The 20,513-nt window shown below is 43.2% G+C and carries 25 protein-coding genes; 5 read left to right on the top strand and 20 right to left on the bottom strand.

Annotated features, from left to right (window positions below):
* Positions 1 to 319: 319 nt before the first annotated feature.
* The 4 genes from AACU32_RS00735 to AACU32_RS00720 all read right to left on the bottom strand — a co-directional run bounded on the left by AACU32_RS00735 (position 320) and on the right by AACU32_RS00720 (position 2,324).
* Positions 320 to 607 carry a hypothetical protein gene (locus AACU32_RS00735; protein WP_096596925.1) on the bottom strand — a complete coding sequence of 96 codons (288 nt, stop codon included), beginning with the start codon at positions 605 to 607 and terminating at the stop codon, positions 320 to 322.
* The gene (locus AACU32_RS00730) at positions 604 to 954 is read right to left on the bottom strand and encodes a hypothetical protein (RefSeq protein WP_096596922.1); all 351 of its coding nucleotides are present in this window, start codon (positions 952 to 954) and stop codon (positions 604 to 606) included. The genes AACU32_RS00735 and AACU32_RS00730 overlap by 4 nt, the downstream gene beginning before the upstream one ends.
* A gap of 151 nt (positions 955 to 1,105) precedes the next feature.
* Positions 1,106 to 1,477: a papain fold toxin domain-containing protein gene (locus tag AACU32_RS00725; protein WP_096596919.1), complete on the bottom strand. Its 372-nt coding sequence runs from the start codon at positions 1,475 to 1,477 to the stop codon at positions 1,106 to 1,108.
* 247 nt (positions 1,478 to 1,724) lie between these two features.
* Positions 1,725 to 2,324 (bottom strand): hypothetical protein, encoded by a 600-nt coding sequence (locus AACU32_RS00720; RefSeq protein WP_096596916.1) that lies wholly within the window; start codon positions 2,322 to 2,324, stop codon positions 1,725 to 1,727.
* A gap of 160 nt (positions 2,325 to 2,484) precedes the next feature.
* Here AACU32_RS00720 and larE point away from each other — a divergent pair, with 160 nt between their 5' ends.
* On the top strand, positions 2,485 to 3,315 hold the full coding sequence (gene larE, locus AACU32_RS00715) for an ATP-dependent sacrificial sulfur transferase LarE (protein ID WP_096596914.1): 831 nt from the start codon (positions 2,485 to 2,487) through the stop codon (positions 3,313 to 3,315).
* Positions 3,316 to 3,427: 112 nt separating this feature from the next.
* On the opposite strand, the gene AACU32_RS00710 is transcribed toward larE, so the two are convergent.
* The 3 genes from AACU32_RS00710 to AACU32_RS00700 all read right to left on the bottom strand — a co-directional run bounded on the left by AACU32_RS00710 (position 3,428) and on the right by AACU32_RS00700 (position 5,447).
* Positions 3,428 to 3,790: a DUF4864 domain-containing protein gene (locus AACU32_RS00710; RefSeq protein WP_096596911.1), complete on the bottom strand. Its 363-nt coding sequence runs from the start codon at positions 3,788 to 3,790 to the stop codon at positions 3,428 to 3,430.
* A 26-nt stretch (positions 3,791 to 3,816) separates the two neighbouring features.
* A complete protein-coding gene (locus tag AACU32_RS00705; protein ID WP_096596908.1) occupies positions 3,817 to 4,881 on the bottom strand; it encodes an SGNH/GDSL hydrolase family protein in 1,065 nt (354 codons plus the stop codon).
* Positions 4,882 to 5,204: 323 nt separating this feature from the next.
* A complete protein-coding gene (locus AACU32_RS00700) occupies positions 5,205 to 5,447 on the bottom strand; it encodes a hypothetical protein (protein WP_339377377.1) in 243 nt (80 codons plus the stop codon).
* A 10-nt stretch (positions 5,448 to 5,457) separates the two neighbouring features.
* Between AACU32_RS00700 and AACU32_RS00695 the strand changes: the two genes are divergently transcribed.
* Together AACU32_RS00695 and AACU32_RS00690 are read left to right on the top strand one after the other, a co-directional pair.
* Entirely contained in the window at positions 5,458 to 5,616 is a 159-nt protein-coding gene (locus AACU32_RS00695; protein ID WP_339377376.1) for a hypothetical protein, read from the top strand.
* Between the two features lie 212 nt (positions 5,617 to 5,828).
* On the top strand, positions 5,829 to 6,023 hold the full coding sequence (locus AACU32_RS00690) for a hypothetical protein (protein WP_015130880.1): 195 nt from the start codon (positions 5,829 to 5,831) through the stop codon (positions 6,021 to 6,023).
* 246 nt (positions 6,024 to 6,269) lie between these two features.
* Here the strand turns inward: AACU32_RS00690 and AACU32_RS00685 are convergent, their stop codons facing one another.
* The 7 genes from AACU32_RS00685 to psaA form a co-directional block, all read right to left on the bottom strand.
* Complete coding sequence (locus AACU32_RS00685) at positions 6,270 to 7,190, bottom strand: DNA-methyltransferase (RefSeq protein ID WP_096596904.1); 921 nt, start codon at positions 7,188 to 7,190, stop codon at positions 6,270 to 6,272.
* A gap of 49 nt (positions 7,191 to 7,239) precedes the next feature.
* Positions 7,240 to 7,680, bottom strand: a complete 441-nt coding sequence (cynS, locus tag AACU32_RS00680) for a cyanase (RefSeq protein ID WP_096596901.1) — start codon at positions 7,678 to 7,680, stop codon at positions 7,240 to 7,242.
* Between the two features lie 7 nt (positions 7,681 to 7,687).
* Complete coding sequence (locus AACU32_RS00675; RefSeq protein WP_339377374.1) at positions 7,688 to 7,867, bottom strand: hypothetical protein; 180 nt, start codon at positions 7,865 to 7,867, stop codon at positions 7,688 to 7,690.
* 52 nt (positions 7,868 to 7,919) lie between these two features.
* On the bottom strand, positions 7,920 to 8,189 hold the full coding sequence (locus AACU32_RS00670) for a type II toxin-antitoxin system PemK/MazF family toxin (protein WP_339378663.1): 270 nt from the start codon (positions 8,187 to 8,189) through the stop codon (positions 7,920 to 7,922).
* A gap of 80 nt (positions 8,190 to 8,269) precedes the next feature.
* Complete coding sequence (locus AACU32_RS00665) at positions 8,270 to 8,476, bottom strand: hypothetical protein (protein WP_096596898.1); 207 nt, start codon at positions 8,474 to 8,476, stop codon at positions 8,270 to 8,272.
* 96 nt (positions 8,477 to 8,572) lie between these two features.
* Complete coding sequence (gene psaB / locus AACU32_RS00660; RefSeq protein ID WP_096596895.1) at positions 8,573 to 10,798, bottom strand: photosystem I core protein PsaB; 2,226 nt, start codon at positions 10,796 to 10,798, stop codon at positions 8,573 to 8,575.
* 121 nt (positions 10,799 to 10,919) lie between these two features.
* Entirely contained in the window at positions 10,920 to 13,178 is a 2,259-nt protein-coding gene (gene psaA, locus AACU32_RS00655) for a photosystem I core protein PsaA (RefSeq protein WP_096596893.1), read from the bottom strand.
* Positions 13,179 to 13,823: 645 nt separating this feature from the next.
* Between psaA and AACU32_RS00650 the strand changes: the two genes are divergently transcribed.
* Entirely contained in the window at positions 13,824 to 15,479 is a 1,656-nt protein-coding gene (locus AACU32_RS00650; RefSeq protein ID WP_339378662.1) for a hypothetical protein, read from the top strand.
* 11 nt (positions 15,480 to 15,490) lie between these two features.
* On the opposite strand, the gene AACU32_RS00645 is transcribed toward AACU32_RS00650, so the two are convergent.
* The 6 genes from AACU32_RS00645 to AACU32_RS00620 form a co-directional block, all read right to left on the bottom strand.
* Positions 15,491 to 16,312 carry a methyltransferase domain-containing protein gene (locus tag AACU32_RS00645; protein ID WP_096607802.1) on the bottom strand — a complete coding sequence of 274 codons (822 nt, stop codon included), beginning with the start codon at positions 16,310 to 16,312 and terminating at the stop codon, positions 15,491 to 15,493.
* 34 nt (positions 16,313 to 16,346) lie between these two features.
* Positions 16,347 to 17,261, bottom strand: coding sequence for a glutaminase A (gene glsA, locus AACU32_RS00640; RefSeq protein ID WP_096596891.1), 915 nt, complete (start codon positions 17,259 to 17,261; stop codon positions 16,347 to 16,349).
* Between the two features lie 19 nt (positions 17,262 to 17,280).
* Complete coding sequence (gene dusB, locus AACU32_RS00635) at positions 17,281 to 18,336, bottom strand: tRNA dihydrouridine synthase DusB (protein WP_096596889.1); 1,056 nt, start codon at positions 18,334 to 18,336, stop codon at positions 17,281 to 17,283.
* Positions 18,337 to 18,458: 122 nt separating this feature from the next.
* A complete protein-coding gene (locus tag AACU32_RS00630; RefSeq protein ID WP_339377373.1) occupies positions 18,459 to 18,977 on the bottom strand; it encodes an ester cyclase in 519 nt (172 codons plus the stop codon).
* 26 nt (positions 18,978 to 19,003) lie between these two features.
* Complete coding sequence (locus AACU32_RS00625; protein WP_339377372.1) at positions 19,004 to 19,228, bottom strand: hypothetical protein; 225 nt, start codon at positions 19,226 to 19,228, stop codon at positions 19,004 to 19,006.
* Positions 19,229 to 19,434: 206 nt separating this feature from the next.
* On the bottom strand, positions 19,435 to 20,001 hold the full coding sequence (locus AACU32_RS00620; protein ID WP_096596885.1) for a hypothetical protein: 567 nt from the start codon (positions 19,999 to 20,001) through the stop codon (positions 19,435 to 19,437).
* A 152-nt stretch (positions 20,002 to 20,153) separates the two neighbouring features.
* On the opposite strand from AACU32_RS00620, the gene AACU32_RS00615 reads away from it, so the two are divergent.
* On the top strand, positions 20,154 to 20,501 hold the full coding sequence (locus AACU32_RS00615) for a hypothetical protein (protein WP_096596883.1): 348 nt from the start codon (positions 20,154 to 20,156) through the stop codon (positions 20,499 to 20,501).
* Positions 20,502 to 20,513: the final 12 nt, after the last annotated feature.

The raw sequence follows: 20,513 nt of genomic DNA, 5'->3' as shown, positions 1-20,513 counted from the left end.
GTCTACGAAAAGCTCGCCTACGCATTTCTTCTCGTTACCAAAAAGGGGAAAAGGGGAAGGGGGAAGGGGGAAAGGAAAGGATAAAGAACTTTTCCCCACAAGGTACAAAGCCCCTATCTTAATTGGGGAGAATAAAAAAGAAGATTTTTAAGACACGTAGTGCGATAAAAATCAGTGCGGAGCCGGAGCCGCTCCGCCTCCGGTCCATATTTGAAACCCCTGCTTTTAAGTATGGGGAACCCTAAGACCCCTTTCCCCTTTCCCCCTTTCCCTTTCTTCATTGACTGTCTTTGTTAAAGTGCGATGGCCATCAAGCGCATCATTTCTCGTGCTTGGCGATCGCGTGCAGCAGGGGCAAAAAATATACTGCATCGACCTGCAATTGAGTTGCATCGACCTGCAATTGAGTTGCATCGCCCTGCAATTGAGTTGCATCGACTTGCAATTGAGTTGCATCGACCTGCAATTGAGTTGCATCGACCTGCAATTGAGTTGCATCGACCTGCAATTGAGTTGCATCAACCTGCAATTGAGTTGCATCAACCTGCAATTGAATCACTCCAATTTCAGTGCGATTGTAGCCAAAATCGCTGTTGATATATCTCAATAAATCCTCCCACTCTCAATTCGTTTATCATCAACTTCTCTAACTTTTTCTCGATTGACAAACTCTTCAAACAAGCTAAAAAAGCGCTCGACAGCACTGCGTTCATCTGCGGAATGGAAAAGCAAAATACTTGCCCATAATTGTCCTGTTTCTACCTGAAACTTCTGGCGTATCCATTGCAAAAACTCTTGAAATTCATTCTCTTGTTCCGTCAACGGTACGCCAAGTTCGCGCCTAGCAAAATAGTATCCATCCAAAAATGCCTGAAGACTAAAAATTGAATGCCTGCCCAAATACATAGCAGGTCTTTTTTTTATCTTTTGTAGCAAATCGTAAAAATTATCCATATCTAACTCGCAATAAGGGAACTCCAAAAAATAAATTATTCCGTTAAAGTCGTTGACTGTTGACTGTTGACTGTTAACCGTGAACCGTCAACCGTTAACTGTGAACAATAGCAATGGAATATTTTTTTACTTGGAAGTCCCTAAGTTAACGCTAAAACATCTTTTCTGTTACCTGAAATTCTTTACCAACTTCCAAAATAGGTGAATAGAGATTTTGCATCCAAAGCGAACGAAGAATTCCTTGTGGGTGAATGTTGTCAACCACAATTTCCTGTCCTTCAATTTCAATTAGAATTCCTTCATTATGTCCAGTCGTGGCAAGTAGTTCACCTACACTATCATCATAAATACGCCCGTATAGCGGATCTTGTGAACCTGTATCCAGCTTGATATGCTTTCCCTGAATTCCTTGTTCTCGTAAAAATTCTTTGATGGCTCTAGCACAGGGAATACAATCAAAAATTCCAAACCCACTGGCGATCCTAACAACTTCTTGAAAGACCGGATCGTTACTACTGAGCATTATCAAAACAATACAAAATTACTGCGATCGCGTAAACACGTATTACAAACAACCGTCACAGATACCCGACAGCGTTGAATTCGAGGATTTCTGCCTCAAATCTTACCACATCATCACATACCGGGATTTGCCGCCGTGCGATCCTGAATTGCCATGACTGTATCCAGCCTAACAGGTGAACTATGAGCATAGGTAGTGTGCGATCGCTCATCAGATATACTCATATTGAACTGAAAAAATAAGCCCCTCAACCCTCTCGCACCATCCAGACGAGAAAGCCCAAAATCTGGTCAACTGGAGGGAGTGCATAATCCATTAAATCGATTGTTACCGTTGACTCTTCCAATTTCAAAAACCGCCATTGGGTTCCATTACTAACCGCTCCATAAATTGTGGGAATATTCACCTGATTAGCTTGGTTGAATAATTGAGCCGCGATCATTTCCGCAATACATTGTCCCAAGCCTTCATTGAGGTTATCTCGTTTCGCTTCGCCCACAATCACAACAGGCGCTTCAATCTCTAGTTGTTCTGGAGAACGGCTGATGAGATAATCTATGTAGCCAGTCAAGCCTTTGTCTGCATCTACTGTAAAATCTCGCCCAGAAAACAAACTCACCTGGTTATTAACAATCCGTCTCACCTCTTGCAGAATCGGGTAAATAATTCCCTCAGACTTTGCTTTTTCCGAACCAACCGCGATCGCCCAAGGTAAATCTTCCAACATCACTTGTAAGCGAGAACTAGGTACCATCGCTTCTATCGCCGGTAAAAACCGTCCGGTTTCAACTGTGGTTAAACCAAACTCTTTTTTGACCTTCGCTAAGGTAAAACTACTGTATGGCATAGTTGTCACTGGTCATTTGTGATTTATTATTCCTCATTTAAGAGCGTCTTCCTCAAACTTCATTCCTAATTCTCTATCAATAGGCTACTCGCTTGTAAATTGTTACCAATGACTAAAATAGAATTTGTTGGGTGCTATAGGATTGCGGTAGGACTGGAAAATGACACAGAAAGAAAAACTTGAGCAACTAAAAGCTATCTTCGCCGAAATGGAGCAAGCGCTAATTGCTTACTCTGGGGGTGTGGATAGTACATTGGTTGCCAAGATTGCTTATGATGTTTTAGGCGATCGCGCTTTGGCTGTGACGGCTGTTTCACCGTCGCTATTGCCGGAAGAATTGGAAGATGCGAAAATTCAAGCGGCAACGATTGGGATTCCTCATCAAATTGTCCAGACAAACGAAATGGACAATCCCAATTACACTTCTAACCCTGTGAACCGCTGCTATTTTTGCAAAAGCGAATTACACGACACTCTCAAACCTTTAGCGAGAGAGTTGGGTTATCCCTATGTGGTGGATGGAGTTAACGCCGATGATTTACACGATTATCGCCCAGGAATTCAAGCCGCAAAAGAAAGAGGTGCGCGATCGCCTTTAGCGGAAGTCGGTGTGAGTAAAATGGAAGTGCGCCAACTTTCACAAGAACTGAGTTTACCTTGGTGGGATAAACCAGCTCAACCTTGTCTGAGTTCCCGCTTTCCCTATGGTGAAGAGATTACTGTTGCTAAGTTACAACGTGTCGGTAGGGCAGAAATTTACCTGCGAAAGCTGGGTTTAAAGAATTTGCGGGTGCGTTCCGAAGGCGATACAGCACGGATTGAATTACCGCCCGAACAAATCAAAGAGTTTGTGTTGACGACGGATTTACCGCAAGTAGTATCTGCTTTTCAAGAGTTTGGCTTTATATATGTAACATTAGATCTGGAAGGTTATCGTAGTGGCAAATTGAATCAGGTTTTATCGCCACAAGCCTTAAGCGTGAAAGCATAGATTTTGCTTTTGACTTCTTTTACTAAGTAAGCCGAAGATGACACTTGAAACTCTTACAAATGACAAATGACAAATGACAAACCCCGCCAGTAGTTTCAGTGCTTCGCCCTACTTAATTAATTTCCGCCTCCACAGGAATCAGAACGCACCCGTTAATCTTCCAGGTGGTATCAAGCTGCTTTTCCATGAGATACAATGCCCTGACAGGAACCCCATCAGGGCCAAGCAGCAGTACTAGTTGAGTGATCTTTCCGTGGATGGTTGTGATTTTCTCAAAGAAGACAGAACGCGGACGATACACGGACGGATAACCCAGCCGCACCATCTGCATAAAGTTGTCTGGGTTGCGGAATTGTGCTTGGATTTCCGGGCTGGCAAGGGCAAAAGCACCTGCGGTATCATCTTTTTGAAAGGCTTCTAATTGACTTTCGATTGTCTGACGTATGGCGATGGTATCACTATCAGTGATTTTCATAAATCTAAAATGGCGATCGCGATCGCTCAATTATGGCGCTGAGTCAACTTTAATTCTATTTCCTCTAGTGCTGCTCCCCAAACTTCATACCCTTCTGCCGACAAATGTAACCCATCTGTAGTTAACTCTAGGCGCAAATTGCCTTCAAAGTCTGTAAACCACTTATACATATTTATATAAGTAACTTTTTCTTGTTTGGCAATCAGTGCCAGTTGTGTGTTAAGATGACGAATTCTCTGGTTAGAAATTGTTGGTAGGCGAGTAGGCAATATTGACTGGACAATTATTTGCGAATTCGGGTGATTCTGGCGTAAGTTGCGCATAATTCGCCGATGATTGCGCAAAATTACTTCATCACTAGCACCCTTTCTTAAGTCGTTAATCCCAGCCATGAGATATATCACATCTGGTCGCGTTTGGGAAAATGCTGCCAATCTTTTTAAAACACCAGTGGAAGTATCTCCCGATATTCCCTGATTTAACCACACTTTACCAGCCGGCAGTTGTTCTTTAGGAAACCACATGCTTAAAGAATCACCGACTAAAATTCCCAGATGATTTGGGCTTTTGCTTTGGGCGATGGCTTTGGCTTCCAATGCTAATAAACGCTTCCAATCTTCATAAGTTAGTTGACGTTTCTTCGCTGACTCCAATGATTGCAAGCTATCTTGAAAAAGACGTTGATTAATTTGACCTGTTTTCAGAGCTGCTACTCTTTGATCATAAAGTTGACTTCCTGATACCAAAGTCCGATTAGCTTCTGGATAGGTAGAATTTAGTGATGGCTCTACTGGTGCTGCTAAATCCTGACTCGTAGCTTTTGATACAGCTAGCCCCAAGTTGGGGATGATTTTTTCCCCGACTACTGGCGGTGAAACATCTAAAGTTTGCAAAGCTTGGCTAGTAAATTTTGGTAAGGAGATATCAACACTGGGGATGGTTTGATTCCTGATTATTGGCTGCGAACCCTGTTGTAAATCCCAATGAAATCTCAAATTTTCTGGCAGTATAATCGACATCTGTGGAAGAGCCGATGCTGGTATTGCCAATACTGTTAACAAGCTTGCTGCCAACAGATAAGGGTCCCTCATCGTTTTTTCTCTCCTATACTCATTATTTTTACTTATAACTGTAATAACTGGCTAAATTAAGGAAATTTTATTTCGGTGTAATTTCTTATTTTGAATGACTCTGTCTATTTCTGTAAAGCAGGTAATGGGGTTCAATTTAACAATTTACAATCTCTTTAAACCGAATTTTTACCTTTCTCCAGCAAATTCTATCTGCGGGAATACTTTCATTACAAACAGATATTTTACTGAATCCTAGTGCTTTAGTGTTCTCTTGGCTCTCAAAGAAAGCCCAAAGGATATTATTATAGTAATTTATAGCACTTGTGTTATCAGTATTTATTCTAGTGATGATGGGTGAATGATTCTTTGACTTTCTCATCAAGGAAGCGGTTAGCTTTGATGTTGCTAGCATGAGAAATATCTAAGTCATCGCCGAAGGGAACTCTCAACAGTTTTCTCCATTCCCGCAACCCAATCCAGGAGTCAGAAACCCCCACTTCGCATTTGTGGTAAGTTGTGCTTTGGTGTACTGTCCAAAAATCCCTGTTTCCTTGTTCATGTGTCAAAGATTCGAGAACTAGCACAAGAGAAGGGATGGACGCCCTCAAGAGGATTGCGATCGCTAGCAGCGTAATTTACAGTACAGTGAGCAGCTATGCTCGCCGTGCGGGGATGACAATAGTCGATTTTATGGCTATCCCCAAATTGGCGCGGACATTTGATGTCAGGATTGAAGAGAAGAGTGGAAATTAGGGATAAATAGGCGATTTTTGAGAATATTATAACTAGAGGAATAGGAAAATTAGCTAATTTTCTGCTACTAGGATTTTGTCAGCAGCGCTATTAATGCATTATCTGCAAACTATGTATTTGAGAAATTCAAATCGATTATTATAGTTATATAGAATAAGCGGATGGGAAATGCTAAGATTTAGGCGAAGTCATTAATATTTACCTGTTATTTCGTGGCCAGAGCTAGTACTGCGATCGGTGTCAGTCCGATTATTAAGGAGATTGTGCAAAAACAGGCACATTCAACACGTTTGACTCTGAAAGAGGTGATACTTATGGGGATGTTAGCAATTGATAAACTCGATGATCAAAGTCGTCAGGAGCTAGCAGACGAAGTTCATAAAATGCAGGTTAACGGTGAGATCTGAATCTGCTTTTCAAAGTCAAGAATTAAAAGCCCAAAGTGAATATTTTAAATATTCAAAAAGTTTGAAGTGAAAATTCAGACTGCAAATAAATTATCATGTAGAATTGGTCATTGCTTGCTGACTGTTGATTAAAGAAGTGTGTCGTTAAAAGGATGAATGATGAAGTAAACACTCTGTAAATGCTAAATATTGTTCAATTTTCATACTCCATCCCCCTCTGGGTGGGGTAATTTCATCCTTAATACTTCATGCTTCATCTTTTACTTGATGAAAACGGTAACGACTTCCGTTGACATAATCCTGATTAATTTCAAAAGCCAGCCATCGGCGTTGCAAATTATCAGCCACAAATCCTGTAGTATTAGAACCAGCAAACGGGTCTAATACTATATCACCTTCATTAGTCAAAAATTTAATAAAGAACTCTGCGAAAGCTTGAGGAAATCTTGCTGGATGGGGTTTGATTCCTGCGGCTTTACAGCGTCGCAAATAAGCGCTATTTGATTCAGTATTGGCGATTTCTAGCAAATTCGGTGGAATTGCACCTTGATTATCCTTTTGGAATTTCTCAGAGATATCATGTCCGCTAGGACGGATTTTGGGTTGATAGCCATTTTTGAGTAATTGTTTCATACTTTGGCTATAGGGTTTTAAAATTTTTCTATTGTCTGCTTGAGGATTGGGTGTTTTTGATAACCACCAAACTACATTTACTGAATCTTTGACGCGAATTCGCCTGATTGTTACCCATTCAGCTGGGGTAGGTAATCTTGCTGGATTATAGTGATAGAATTCTTGGGCAAGAAAAAAGCCAACTTCTTTGCACAATCTCACTAAAAGTTCATATTGGTAAATACTGCGCACAGGATTACCAGGGAGATAAGCACCGCCTAAATCTAAAACAAATGAGCCATTCTCAGCCAGTACTCTTTTAAATTCGTAGGCGAAAGGTAAAAACCATTCTATATATTTTTCTGCGCTTTCATTACCATATTCTTTTTTGCGTGTCAAAGCAAATGGCGGTGAAGTGAGAATTAAATTAATACTGTTATCATCAATAAATTTAATCAGTTCTAGACTATCACCTAAATATACTGCCCCATTATTTTGGGTATAATAAGGGCTAAAATTACTAGATTTCTCTGTATTGTTTATTTTTGCTGTCAATATTAGCTATTTTTTCTACTTATATATTTTCTGTCCCAAAACTGAAAGCCTACCATTTTTTGTAGGGGAGAAATTTTCCAGACATAATAATTTTTACGCGATCGCCTTTGGGATCTTCTTCTTTTTCGATATCCAAAGTAAAATCAATTGCACTCATAATCCCATCACCAAATTTCTCCTGAATTACATCTTTAATTGGCAAGCCGTATACTTGCATAATCTCGTAGAACCGATAAATTAAAGGATCGGTTGGTACAACTGGGCCTAATCCTTTGACAGGATATTCGGTCAAATCTTTCATATAGATAGGGCCTAATTCCAATGTTTCCAGCAGCAACTTAGCCTCTGCTTCAGAAGCACTTGTTTGACGGTAGAATACAGCCGCAATCCAGACTTCATCCCGTCCGAGAATTTTTTCTAAATCAGCAAAGGTTAGTCCTTTCTGTTTCTTTGCTGATAATAGCGTTTGCGTAATTTCGGGAAGAGACATTTGGTAGTTATGTCAGTAAATTAAATTTGCTAGAGTCAGATTTTACCATGTTATCGGCTTGATTAAGTAAAAGAGGCGATCGCTCAATATTACCTACCACTGATAATACTCTTGTACCTATAATGTGTGGTTTACCATGACAGGTTTGAAGATTCATACTAATGTGTTCTTCTTGCCAGTTAGTCATGGTTTTGAGTGTTGTTGGTTAAGTTTGTTGATAAGCGATCGCTTTTTGCTGACTAGGATGTCAATTCAAACGCTTGCAGCATCAGTAAATTCAAGTGCTGAATTTGATTTACTCCTAATTTACCTATACGTCTGGTAATTAATCTACGCTCAATTGTAACAATTCGAGAAACTCTTACTTTAGAAATAACTTTTAATCCAGTATTAGCAAACTCGGTATCTGAAGGGTCTAAAATAAATTCTTCGTTAGTCAAATTAGTGACATTTTGAGAGGAAATAAAACACAGAGTTATATCATTCCCTACCTGATTTACCCATAAAATTTACTCAGGGCGCAATTTTACTCCAGTTAAATCTGTAAATGGGAATGGAACTAAGACAATATCTCCCTTTTGTAAAGGCATTAAATAGCCTCCCCGTCTTCTAAGGTATATAAATCTGGTTCATCATATAAAAAATCAAATACTTTATTTATCTGTGCACATTCCATAATGTCGCGTGTAGATGGATAGGAAGAATCGAAAAATAGCTTTTCTTCCAAAAGGGATCTTTCTTCTTCAGATAGAGACAAGATAACTTGTATTAGAGATTCTACGAGTTTAGTGTTCATTATTAATAAATAAACATTTTTACATTTCGTGTATAAAAAATCCCCCACCTTGCGGCAGGGGATTTTGGTTAATTACCTACAAAACTCGCAGTCGGATCAACCGAACTTACCAGCAGTTGAAGCAATTAGGAATGCTGCGTAGGTGAGAACATAGCCCACAGCGAAGTGAGTTAGACCAACCAAACGAGCTTGAACGATGGAGAGAGCAACGGGCTTATCTTTCCAGCGAACCAAGTTAGCTAGAGGAGTACGCTCGTGTGCCCAAACAAGGGTTTCAATCAACTCTTGCCAGTAACCTCTCCAGGAGATGAGGAACATGAAGCCTGTTGCCCAAACTAAGTGTCCGAATAGGAACATCCAAGCCCAAACAGACAAGTTATTCACGCCGTAAGGGTTGTAACCGTTAATCAACTGAGCGGAGTTAGCCCAGAGGTAGTCACGGAACCAGCCCATGAGGTATGTGGAGTTTTCGTTGAACTGAGCAACGTTACCTTGCCAAATACCCAGGTGTTTCCAGTGCCAGTAGAAGGTTAACCAACCGACTGTGTTCAATGCCCAGAACAGAGCTAGATAGAAGGAGTCCCAAGCGGAGATGTCGCAAGTACCGCCACGACCAGGACCGTCGCAAGGGAATGCATAACCGAAGTCCTTTTTATCGGGCATCAGCTTGGAGCCACGGGCATCCAAAGCACCTTTAACGAGAATCAAGGTGGTGGTGTGCAGACCTAGAGCGATCGCATGGTGTACCAGGAAGTCGCCAGGGCCAATTGTTAAGAACAGGGAGTTAGTGCCAGAGTTGATGGCATCTAACCAACCAGGTAACCAAACGTTACCGTAGTTGGGGTAAGCTGTGTAGGCTACGCTATCGGGGTTAGACAACAAGGTGTCTAAGCCGTAGAGTACTTTACCGTGAGCAGCTTGGATAAATTGAGCAAATACTGGCTCAATCAGGATTTGCTTTTCTGGAGTACCGAAAGCAACTACTACGTCGTTGTGAACGTATAAGCCTAGGGTGTGGAAGCCTAAGAAGAGAGATACCCAGCTGAGGTGGGAAATAATCGCTTCTTTGTGCTTGAGAACACGCTCTAGGACGTTGCCTTTGTTTTGTTCGGGGTCGTAGTCCCGAACCCAGAAGATAGCGCCGTGAGCGAAAGCACCAACCATCAAAAAGATGGCGATGTATTGGTGGTGGGTGTACAACGCTGCCTGTGTTGTGTAGTCCTTAGCGATAAACGCATAGGAAGGCAGGGAGTACATGTGCTGCGCTACCCAAGAGGTAAGAACACCCAAACAAGCTAGGTGCCAACCTAATTGGAAGTGCAGGGAGTTGTTGTAGGTGTCATATATACCTTGGTGAGGCATATTGAACGGGCCTTCAACAGGTTTGCCAAAGAAAGTTTTGGCATTCATCATTTCTTTGATGCTGTGACCAATACCAAAGTTGGTACGGTACATGTGACCAGCAACAATGAATAATACAGCGATCGCCAAGTGGTGGTGAGCGATGTCAGTCAACCACAGAGCTTCTGTTTGGGGATGGAAACCACCTAAGAAAGTCAGGATTGCAGTACCTGCACCTTGGGATGTGCCAAAAACATGACCTGCTGTGTCAGGGTTTTGGGCGTAAACACCCCAGTTACCTGTAAAGAATGGTTGTAAGCCTGCTGGGTGGGGTGGGGTACTTAAGAAGTTGTCCCAACCTACGTGCTGTCCGCGAGATTCGGGGATAGCAACGTGAATTATGTGACCAGCCCAAGCCAGAGAACTCACACCGAACAAACCAGCTAAGTGGTGGTTCAGGCGAGATTCAGCATTCTTAAACCAAGCTAGACTGGGACGATACTTGGGTTGCAAGTGCAACCAACCAGCAAACAGTAACACCGCTGCGAACAACAACAGGAAGATTGAACCTGAGTACAGGTCAGCGTTTGTCCGCATCCCTTGGGTGTACCACCAATGGTAAACACCTGAGTAGGCAATGTTTACTGGACCGTCAGCGCCAGCTTGGGTGAAAGCTTCGATCGCTGGTTTACCAAAGTGGGGGTCCCAAATTGCATGAGCAATAGGACGGATGTGAAGGGGATCTTTGATCCACTGTTCAAAGTTACCTTGCCAGGCTACGTGAAACAGGAGGCTGGAAGCCCACAGGAAGATAATTGCCAAGTGACCGAAGTGAGTTGCGAAAATCTTTTGGTAAAGATTTTCTTCCGTCATGCCATCATGGCTTTCAAAGTCGTTGCCTGTAGCGATCGCATACCATATCCGACGCGTAGTCGGGTCCTGTGCGAGATCCTGGCTAAATTTTGGAAATTTTGTTGCCATAGGTTTGATAATTCCTCTGACCTTTAGCCATCAGGTTTCAGTTTCTAGAGTACTGAGTATTGAGTTCTGAGTTTTTTTAGGGACTCAGCACCCAGCACCCAGCACTCCATATAGCTGGTTGCTAGCCTACTGAAAGAATGTGTGCGTGGAAGAATGCCCAGGTAGTAGCAATTCCTCCTAGGAGGTAGTGAGCTACACCTACTGCCCGACCTTGAGTGATGCTCAAAGCGCGAGGCTGAATTGCTGGTGCTACCTTCAGTTTATTATGCGCCCAAACGATGGACTCAATCAGTTCTTGCCAGTAGCCACGACCACTGAACAGGAACATCAAGCTGAATGCCCATACAAAGTGAGCGCCTAAGAACATCAGTCCGTAAGCAGACAGCGCACTTCCGTAGGAGTTGATTACCTGTGAAGCTTGCGCCCACAAGAAGTCACGCAACCAACCGTTGATTGTGATGGCACTTTGGGCAAAGTTACCACCAGTAATGTGAGTTACATTACCTGCTGCATCTACTGTTCCCCAAACATCAGATTGCATTTTCCAGCTGAAGTGGAAAAGTACAATTGAGAGGGAGTTGTACATCCAGAATAGTCCAAGGAATACATGGTCCCAACCAGAAACTTGGCAGGTACCACCACGACCAGGACCGTCACAGGGGAAGCGGAAGCCCAAGTTTGCCTTGTCTGGAATCAGACGAGAACTCCGAGCAAACAGCACACCCTTGAGCAGGATGAGGACGGTTACGTGAATGGTAAAGGCATGAATGTGGTGAATTAAGAAGTCTGCTGTACCCAAAGCAATGGGAGCAGCTGCTACTTTGCCGCCTACAGCCAAAATACCACCACCAAAGACATAGCTAACCGGTTCTAAGGCATTGGGTGCAGTTGTTCCAGGCGCTAAGGCGTGGATATTTTGTACCCACTGTGCAAACACTGGCTGCAACTGAATTGCCGTATCGGAGAACATATCTTGGGGACGACCCAATGCACGCATTGTGTCGTTGTGGATGTAAAGTCCAAAGCTATGGAAGCCAAGGAAAATAGACACCCAGTTTAAGTGTGAGATAATCGCATCCCGGTGACGAATCACTCGATCCAGTACGTTGTTTTGATTCACAACTGGATCGTAATCCCGAACCATGAAGATAGCTGCGTGAGCAGCGCCCCCAACGATTAGGAAGCCACCGATCCAAATATGGTGAGTGAAGATACACAACTGTGTTGCGTAATCAGTTGCCAAATATGGATAGGGAGGCATTGCGTACATGTGGTGCGCAATGATGATGGTCAAGGAACCCAAGAAGGCTAGGTTAGTGCCTAACTGAGCGTGCCAAGATGTAGTCAGGTTTTCGTAAAGACCTTTGTGGCCTTCACCAGTGAAGGGACCTTTATGGTTTTCGAGGATCTCTTTAATGCTGTGACCGATACCCCAGTTGGTGCGGTATTGGTGACCAGCAATGATAAACAGTACAGCGATCGCTAAGTGGTGATGAGAAATATCGGTCAGCCACAAGCCGCCTGTTACTGGGTTGAGACCACCCTTAAAGGTGAGGAAGTCAGCGTACTGACCCCAGTTCAAGGTGAAGAAAGGTGCTATGCCATTAGCAAAGCTTGGATAAAGCTCGGTCAACAAGTCTTTGTTCAGGATGAACTCGTGGGGCAAGGGGATATCTTTGACAGCTACCCCTGCATCCAACAGCTTGTTAGTTGGTGCGGACACATGAATTAAGTGTCCAGCCCATCCCAAGGAACCACAGCCTAGCAATACTTGTAGGTGGTGATTCAGCATTGACTCCACGTTCTGGAACCATTCCAGTTTGGGAGCTTTTTTGTGGTAATGGAACCAACCGGCAAACAGGAACAAGCCTGCTAATACCAAGCCGCCAATGGCAGTTACGTAGAGCTGGAAGGAATTGGTAATACCCCAGCCACGCCATACTTGGAACAAGCCAGAGGTGATTTGAATACCGTGGAAGCCACCGCCAACATCACCATTTAAAATGTCTTGTCCAACTATGGGCCAAACGACTTGCGCACTAGGCTTTACGTTTAGAGGATCGCTCAGCCAAGCTTCGTAGTTGGAAAACTTAGCGCCGTGGAATATCATCCCGCTCAGCCAAATCGTCACTACAGCTAAGTGGCCGAAGTGGGCTGCGAATATCTTGCGGGAGATGTCTTCGAGATCGCTGGTATGTGTATCAAAATCGTGGGCGAGGGCATGTAGGTTCCAAATCCATGTGGTGGTTTTGGGACCTCTGGCTAAAGTTCTGTCGAAGTGTCCTGGTTGTGCCCATCTCTCAAAAGAGGTAGGTACCGGATCGTTATCGACTATTACTCTTGCCTTTTTTTCCCCTCGCTCCGGAGGACTAATCGTCATTCGACCTCCTCTCTAGATAAGGAATGAGGAATCAGGAAACCACAAAGTTAACCATTATCGCACCCACCAGAATTTTCTGTGGGGGGCGATTCAGACCCGATGTGGAAGTTTGTTTCTGTTGAATTATAAAGTCTTAACTTGTACATTGTTGGCGATAATTTAACAATAATTCAAAATCACCAGAATAACTGTCCAATCTGCCTTTTAACTTCAAACTAATGGACAAAAAGTCAATAGATTATTCATTTAATTTACAAACGAACACAATTCGTAAAAATTATGGATTTCTACAGTACAGCAAGCATTTTGGCTGTTGCGGTTGTTACTGTCGGGTTTAAATTACGATTAGCAAAAAACTGTCAAACAAATGACATCTTCATGATATGTCTCCAAAAAGTTCGGATCGAAGTCAAGCCAGCGCAGCAGAGAAGGAACTTTCTGCAAATCTCTCCCTTGGCTACTTGGGAGTTCTGCAAAAACATTTTCCTGCGCTCAAAACGCTGTTACTGAGTACAAATGACACGAGTATGGCGTTAAAAATTCTTTAGGGTGAAGCAGATTTCACCTTTTGGGCTATAGTTCCCTATGGACAGTTTGAGCCAAAATAATTTGGCAGTTGTTAAAGACGATCGCTCGGTGGAAGGCATGAACTCTTGGCAGAAAAAAGTTTTAGAGAATCTCCTCCCCAGGAGGTTCGCTGTTGTGAGATGGCTAATGACATTGTTAATAGTCTTGAGTTTGACAAGCTGTGGCGGGAAAGCTGTCAGTCAAGATGTGTCTGTTGGTTATACAGATAAGCCACAACAGATAGCTAAAGAGTTTGCAGAAGTTTCCCCACCTGCTACGATTCAAGAACTACGCTCAGCATTGGAAATTTATCAGCCACAGGTGGCGATCGCTACACCTCAACCCGATCAAGTCCTGCTAGATAACAAAGTTACAGTCCGCTTTCAGGTTAAGGATCTACCAATATTTAAGAACCTGCAACTGGAACTAGGGCCTCATCTCCACGTAATTCTGGATAATCAACCTTATATAGCTGTTTACGACTTAAATCAGCCCCTGGTATTCTCAGATTTGGCTCCAGGTACTCACACTTTGCGTGTCTTTGCCTCACGCCCTTGGCATGAAAGTTTCAAAAATGAAGGTGCTTACGCCCAGACAAAATTTCACATTGTCACCAAAACCGAAGATAACAACCCAGATCCATCTCTACCTTTGCTCACCTACAGCCGTCCTAAAGGCGACTACGGCGCAGAACCGATACTACTGGACTTTTACTTAACAAATGCTCCCTTGCACCTCGTAGCTCAAGACAACCCCAAAGACAATATCAGTGATTGGCGGATTCGTTGCACGATTAATGGTGAAAGCTTCGTTTTAGACCGTTGGCAAGCAATTTACCTCAAAGGCTTCAAACCTGGTAAAAATTGGGTGAAACTGGAATTTCTCGATAACCAGGGTAATCCTGTCAAAAATGTCTTTAATACCACAGTTGGACTGATTAATTACCAGCCTAACGGTAAAGATACGCTTGCGAGAATTGTCAGAGGAGAACTTACAGCAGATGAGGTACGTGGCATTGTAGACCCGAACTATACCGCCAAAATACCACCTACGGAACCGACACCTACCCCTACAGCTACGCCCCAAACACAGCCAACTCCAGAAATTGAGGTTCCAGAAACACCGATAACACAGCCAACTGAATCGAAGCAACCAGAACAGCCAGCTGTACCATCACCAGAACCGACAGTAGAACCACAAACAAAGGTAACGCCAACCCCTGAAGCTACTCAGTTACCAGAAAAACCAACATCTGGCGGATATTTCCAGCGCCGTCCTCGTCCTGTGGCTACACCTTCTCCTAGTTTGTCGCCAAAGCTACCAGAGATTATTGAATCACCTCAACCAGAGGTAACACCAACACCGACTGTCACCGAATCACCTCAACTAGAAGTAACACCGACACCGACTGTCACCGAATCACCTCAACCAGAGGTAACACCAACACCGACCGTCACCGAATCACCTCAACCAGAGGTAACACCGACACCGACTGTCACCGAATCACCTCAACCAGAGGTAAAACAGCCTGCAAAGACGGGATTCAGCAGATATTTCCAGCGTCGTCCACGTCCTACGCCCCAAGCATCGCCCAGTGTACCGCCTAAACTACCAGAAATTGTTGAGTCTCCTGCACCTCAATCAATTACGCCGTCACCAGAGGCTACGCCCACACCTGAACCGCAGGTAAACCAAGCTGAAGAAAAATCGCCCAACTTGTTGCTTACCCAATAGCGTCAGAGAAATTATATTTTTTGCGCAAGTTGAAAAGCACTGAGGTAGGAAATCTGAATCTTACCTCCAAATTTTTTGTTTATCAGTTCGCTAATATCTGTAAACAAAGCATCTCTCGTCTGGGGTTCTAGCGCTAAGTAGGGGGAGTAAGTACTTAAAAGAGTTAGGTAATCTTTAGTATTTAAAGTGACTTCACACCCCCTATGTTCGCATATCAAGTTTTTGAATAAACCCGAATCTATGATATTCTGTCCAAAACCTCTGACTATTTCTGCCTGAGTTGCTCTATCTTCATATTGCGCTAGTGATGGGGCGTGTTGTTGATAAATCTCATGTAATGCTTGATAGATTTCATAGGGAGGCTGAGGTGTCATGTTCCATAACAAAATTAGATGACCAGCATCTTTTAAAGCATCAGCTGCTTTTTGATACCCAATATCAGGTTTTATCCAATGAAAAGCTGTTGCTGCTAAAACAGCATCAAATTTACTAGTTTCTAGCTCCCACTCTTCAAAGAAAGTATTATGAAACTGTAGAGATGAATACTGCGAACAGTTCTGTTTTGCTAAGCGACACATTTCCTGGTTTGGTTCAAGGCAAACTATGGAAAATCCTAGTTGAGCAAAGGCGACAGTTGCAATTCCTGTCCCGCAACCTATTTCAAGAATAATGCCATTACTGGGAAGATGGGCTAACTCGAGAGTACGACAAATTATATCTTGGGGATAGCGTGGTCTGGCTTGATTGTAGGCATCTGCTACTTTTGTATACCAGTTTTTTCTTTGTGTCGCATCTCTAGCATAATAATCGGGTTTTGGGGACAAATTTTTCATGATCAAGTTACCAACTGTGAAATCAGATCGCTCATCATCCAAAAATACTCAACTCTAGGTGTTGTGCTAAAGTTTCGACAAAAGCCAAACCTGCTACCGGATTACCCACTGTATCTAAAGCAGGGCTGTAACAAGCGATCGCTCCTTGGCCTGGTACTATTGCTAACAGTCCACCACCTATGCCTGATTTCATGGGTAACCCAATTCTGACGGCAAACTCGGCAGATGCTTCATACAATCCACAGGTTAACATGACAGCATTAACAATCTGGCGGTGTTTTGCTGATACTAAACCATCTCCAAAAGCTAAGAGTTTACCAATCAAAGCTAAATCTTCTACTTTTCCTGACAGACAGCATATTTGCTCGTAAGTGTCAAGAGCTATCTCCGGATTATCTAGATATTGGGTTTTGGTAAGATAATTAGCGATCGCCTGATTAGCTGGGGAACGAGTTAATCGAACGGAAGCTAGCATTAATTCATCTAACTTGAGCTGACAGCCTGCTAATTGGTTTAGCCATTGACAAAATTGTTGAGTGCGATCGCTAGGATTTTCTCCTGGTAATTTATCTGCTAGGGTAATCGCCCCACTGTTAATCATCGGATTGCGGGGGTATCCGCGATCGGCAATTAGTTGATCTAGAGAATTAAATGGTGCTTGTGATGGTTCAACGCCTACCCATTGCAAAACCCTCTCTGCACCGAAATTTTCTAGCAGATAGAGTAGTGAAAAAGCTTTGATTACACTCATTAGTGGGAACACACAAGCAGTATCACCAACACTGTAAGTTTGTCCCGTTACACAACAGATGTGAAGCGCAAACCAATAAGGATTAGCCATATTCAATCGCGGAGTGCGATCGGCTACTCGTCCACGATCAACATGGGATTTGGCTTGTTCTACCCAAGTTGATAATTCCGTCGGGGTGATTGCTGGAAGACTTTTCAAAATTGGTACAGATCTGAGTTTATGCTATGGCGAAGTTAGATTCAGTTTCTACTTCAGGTTCATAACCATGAGTCAGTTGTTCAATTGCGCGATCAATTAAATCTAAACCTTGACTAACAGTTTCCACTAAACTTAACTGTCCGCGCAAATCAGCAGCGCCGACAAAGCCTTTAGCATACCAAGTCATGTGCTTACGGGCTTGACGGACACCGCGATCGCCTTTATATTCCCATAAAGCTTGTAAATGTTCTCTAGCGCATTCCAACCGCTGAATGGGTGTAGGTGGCGGTAACAGTTCCCCAGTCTTCAAAAAGCGATCGACTTCTCCCACCAAAAACGGGTAACCCAAAGTTCCGCGAGAACACATTACCCCATCAGCGCCAGTTTGTTCTAAACATTTCACCGCCGCTTCTACTGAGAAAATATCGCCATTCCCAATCACTGGAATAGAAAGTACTTCCTTAACACGACCAATCCATTCCCAGCGAGCATTACCATTGTACCCTTGGGCACGAGTGCGTCCATGTACGGTGATCATTTTTGCCCCAGCATCTTCCATCCGCTTGGCAAAATCAAGAATGGTAATTTCTTGATCATTCCAACCAATACGAGTTTTAACTGTTACTGGTACATCAACAGCCTTCACCACCTCCCGCACAATTGCTTCTGCAACTTCTGGTTGACGTAACAGCGAAGAACCACCACCATTTTTGGTAATTTTATTAACTGGACAACCCATATTAATATCAACAGTATCAGCACCCTCTGCCACTGCTTTCATTGCTGCTTCTGCCAAAAAATCTGGACGACAGTCAAATAACTGGATACTAATTGGTCGTTCGTTAGGGTCTACCTCCATGATTTTGGGTAACTGTTTGACATAGTGCAACCCTGTAGCATTCACCATTTCCGTGTACATCATCGAATCCGGTGCATAGCGACGTACCAGACGGCGAAATACCATATCCGTCACCCCAGATAAAGGCGACTGCAAAACCCGGCTATTAACTGCAAGCGATCCAATTTTCAGGGGTTGGGAAAGTCTAGCTTGGAGACTAGGAGATAGAGTAAGCATAAAAATAAATCAAAATGCAAAATTAATGATATTTTTTAATCAAGATGCTTCTTTATTGAATTTAGCTTTAATTGAAGCGATCAGCCTTTGGCATAGCTTCTCTACGAGAGGCTGCGCCGTTTTCATGCCCGTTCGCGTAGCGTCTCCGACAGGAGAAGGGCTGTACGCTTACCGCCAAATATAACCCAATATAATTTTCGCCAAATCAAACCTAGTCCTGGTATGGGAATAATTCCTACCTGTTGCATTAAGCCTAGCAAGTCACTTTGACCCCAGTGTTCCCCAAGTTTACCATCGACAATGCGATCGATATGAAAAAATGGGATGGTGATTTGCTTACCTGTGGGCGGAATGCCTTGTAATTCTCCCCGATGAGTACCGCTAAAAGTGCCGCGTGTCACAACTTTATCACCTTCGGCAATGACATCTTCAAATTGGTGAATGCCATCAGGAAACGCAGAACGAAAAGCCATCAATACAGAATGCATGAATGCTTCGCGATTTAAAGGTTCGGTAGCACCAGGTATATGAGCCACAAAATTTGGTGCAAGCAATTCCTGGACTTTCTCTAAATTACCTTGGTCGAAGGACTTGTACATTTGCAGTACAATTAACTTGTTTTGTTCATCTGGAATGGACATTGCGGGATAACATTAAATAGTTCAACTTAATCAGATTTTGAATCTCCTCTCAATTCGTCATTTTGATAGTTTTGCTTGTGTGCAGATTGCTCAACTTGTGCAGCTTCCAAATTTAACACCTGTGCAATTTGTTCGACTGTCAACCCTAACATTAACATTCCAGATATAGCTTTTAAATTCGCTTCCTCTATACCTTCTTGCTTAGCTTCTTGATAAACTCGTGTCTGCTTCAACTCACTTAAACCGAACATACCTTTTATCTCCTCTCGACTCATAGCCGGAATTTGATTGTGAATGAGGGTAGTTTGAAATTTGGCGGTAAGCGTACAGCCCTTCTCCTGTCGGAGACGCTACGCGTAGCTTGCTTCCCCGTAGGGGTACGGGCATGAAAACGGCGCAGCCTCTCGTAGAGAAGCTATGCCAAAGGCTGATCGCATCCCATCTACCTAAACACCCCTTAATTACTCGCTGGCACTAATTCTACATCTGCACATGAGCCACCTGTCAGGCGATAATCATCTACCTGAACCCAACTATCCTGACCTAATGCCCAAAATCCGGTGAAAATATTGTACTCAGTTTGACTGCCTGTTCTAAATCCCAGTGTCAAAGGTGTGTAGCGAGGTAAGTTACCAAACTTGATTTCTGAAAATACTTTTTGCTGACTATCTCGCACACCAAAATAACCATCTGTAACATTTCCTGATGTCCGCACATAGACTGTCAACTGATACTGAGTGTTAGGCTGAAGTCTCACGCGCTGACGGATACCGTTCCATCCGGAAACATTTCGCATCCAAGCGTTATTTTTACCCCCATTGCTGTATCCCAATCCGCGATCAATACCAACTCTACCTTCAGGAACCCAAGGACTGGTAACCCTTTGGCTAGTCTGTCCTTCAAAATCTCCAGAAGAGAGGGGAGAGGCGCAGGAAGCTTGAGCTTGAATAGAAGATAAACTGAGGGTAAGGAGAGTGCTAATAACTACTGTAATTTTGCCGATCGCGAACTGTTTGCCAATCATTGAGGATAATTCCAAAAGCCTACGAGTAAACAATATGTTCGCATCATCATTTTTATGCAAATTTTAGTTAGATAATCCAGCGTTGCCCGTAGGAGTTGTCGGAGACATCTTGCGCAATCTCAATTACCAAGTAAAAAAGGTGGAAATAAACCATGTTCAAACTATCCCCTAAATTCTCTGTTGTACTGGTGATTATTACAGCGTTAATACTGATATGTTTGCAGATTTTTGAGGCAAAGCCTGTTTTATCTGAAAACTTAGATATACACTCTCTTAAGCAACCAACAATTATTGCAACTGCACCCCTTCCTCCTAGTCTTGTACCTGCCGTACTCGGAGGCAAACAAGTTTATGTTCTGTATGTTACTCGAACTCAAGATACTGTCTTAGTGCGTTGTTATCCAGGCTATGAGCCAACGATCGCAGTTCGAGCAATGGGCAGTAATCCCAATGCTAAAACACAGAAAGAAGGGGTGATGACCTGTCGTCCTTCGGCGTAGAAGTTGCGCGAT

The organism is Calothrix sp. NIES-2100, assembly GCF_963875285.1.
GTDB lineage: Bacteria > Cyanobacteriota > Cyanobacteriia > Cyanobacteriales > Nostocaceae > Aulosira.
This window is presented reverse-complemented; position numbering and strand designations above follow the sequence as displayed.

Excerpts from the sequence above, each read along its gene's own strand:
- AACU32_RS00730 (WP_096596922.1), bottom strand. The coding sequence starts at position 954 with ATGGATAATTTTTACGATTTGCTACAAAAGATAAAAAAAAGACCTGCT.
- AACU32_RS00725 (WP_096596919.1), bottom strand. The coding sequence starts at position 1,477 with ATGCTCAGTAGTAACGATCCGGTCTTTCAAGAAGTTGTTAGGATCGCC.
- AACU32_RS00720 (WP_096596916.1), bottom strand. The coding sequence starts at position 2,324 with ATGCCATACAGTAGTTTTACCTTAGCGAAGGTCAAAAAAGAGTTTGGT.
- larE (WP_096596914.1), top strand. The coding sequence starts at position 2,485 with ATGACACAGAAAGAAAAACTTGAGCAACTAAAAGCTATCTTCGCCGAA.
- AACU32_RS00710 (WP_096596911.1), bottom strand. The coding sequence starts at position 3,790 with ATGAAAATCACTGATAGTGATACCATCGCCATACGTCAGACAATCGAA.
- AACU32_RS00705 (WP_096596908.1), bottom strand. The coding sequence starts at position 4,881 with ATGAGGGACCCTTATCTGTTGGCAGCAAGCTTGTTAACAGTATTGGCA.
- AACU32_RS00695 (WP_339377376.1), top strand. The coding sequence starts at position 5,458 with ATGGACGCCCTCAAGAGGATTGCGATCGCTAGCAGCGTAATTTACAGT.
- cynS (WP_096596901.1), bottom strand. The coding sequence starts at position 7,680 with ATGTCTCTTCCCGAAATTACGCAAACGCTATTATCAGCAAAGAAACAG.
- AACU32_RS00675 (WP_339377374.1), bottom strand. The coding sequence starts at position 7,867 with ATGACTAACTGGCAAGAAGAACACATTAGTATGAATCTTCAAACCTGT.
- AACU32_RS00665 (WP_096596898.1), bottom strand. The coding sequence starts at position 8,476 with ATGAACACTAAACTCGTAGAATCTCTAATACAAGTTATCTTGTCTCTA.
- psaB (WP_096596895.1), bottom strand. The coding sequence starts at position 10,798 with ATGGCAACAAAATTTCCAAAATTTAGCCAGGATCTCGCACAGGACCCG.
- psaA (WP_096596893.1), bottom strand. The coding sequence starts at position 13,178 with ATGACGATTAGTCCTCCGGAGCGAGGGGAAAAAAAGGCAAGAGTAATA.
- AACU32_RS00650 (WP_339378662.1), top strand. The coding sequence starts at position 13,824 with ATGAACTCTTGGCAGAAAAAAGTTTTAGAGAATCTCCTCCCCAGGAGG.
- AACU32_RS00645 (WP_096607802.1), bottom strand. The coding sequence starts at position 16,312 with ATGAAAAATTTGTCCCCAAAACCCGATTATTATGCTAGAGATGCGACA.
- dusB (WP_096596889.1), bottom strand. The coding sequence starts at position 18,336 with ATGCTTACTCTATCTCCTAGTCTCCAAGCTAGACTTTCCCAACCCCTG.
- AACU32_RS00630 (WP_339377373.1), bottom strand. The coding sequence starts at position 18,977 with ATGTCCATTCCAGATGAACAAAACAAGTTAATTGTACTGCAAATGTAC.
- AACU32_RS00625 (WP_339377372.1), bottom strand. The coding sequence starts at position 19,228 with ATGTTCGGTTTAAGTGAGTTGAAGCAGACACGAGTTTATCAAGAAGCT.
- AACU32_RS00620 (WP_096596885.1), bottom strand. The coding sequence starts at position 20,001 with ATGATTGGCAAACAGTTCGCGATCGGCAAAATTACAGTAGTTATTAGC.
- AACU32_RS00615 (WP_096596883.1), top strand. The coding sequence starts at position 20,154 with ATGTTCAAACTATCCCCTAAATTCTCTGTTGTACTGGTGATTATTACA.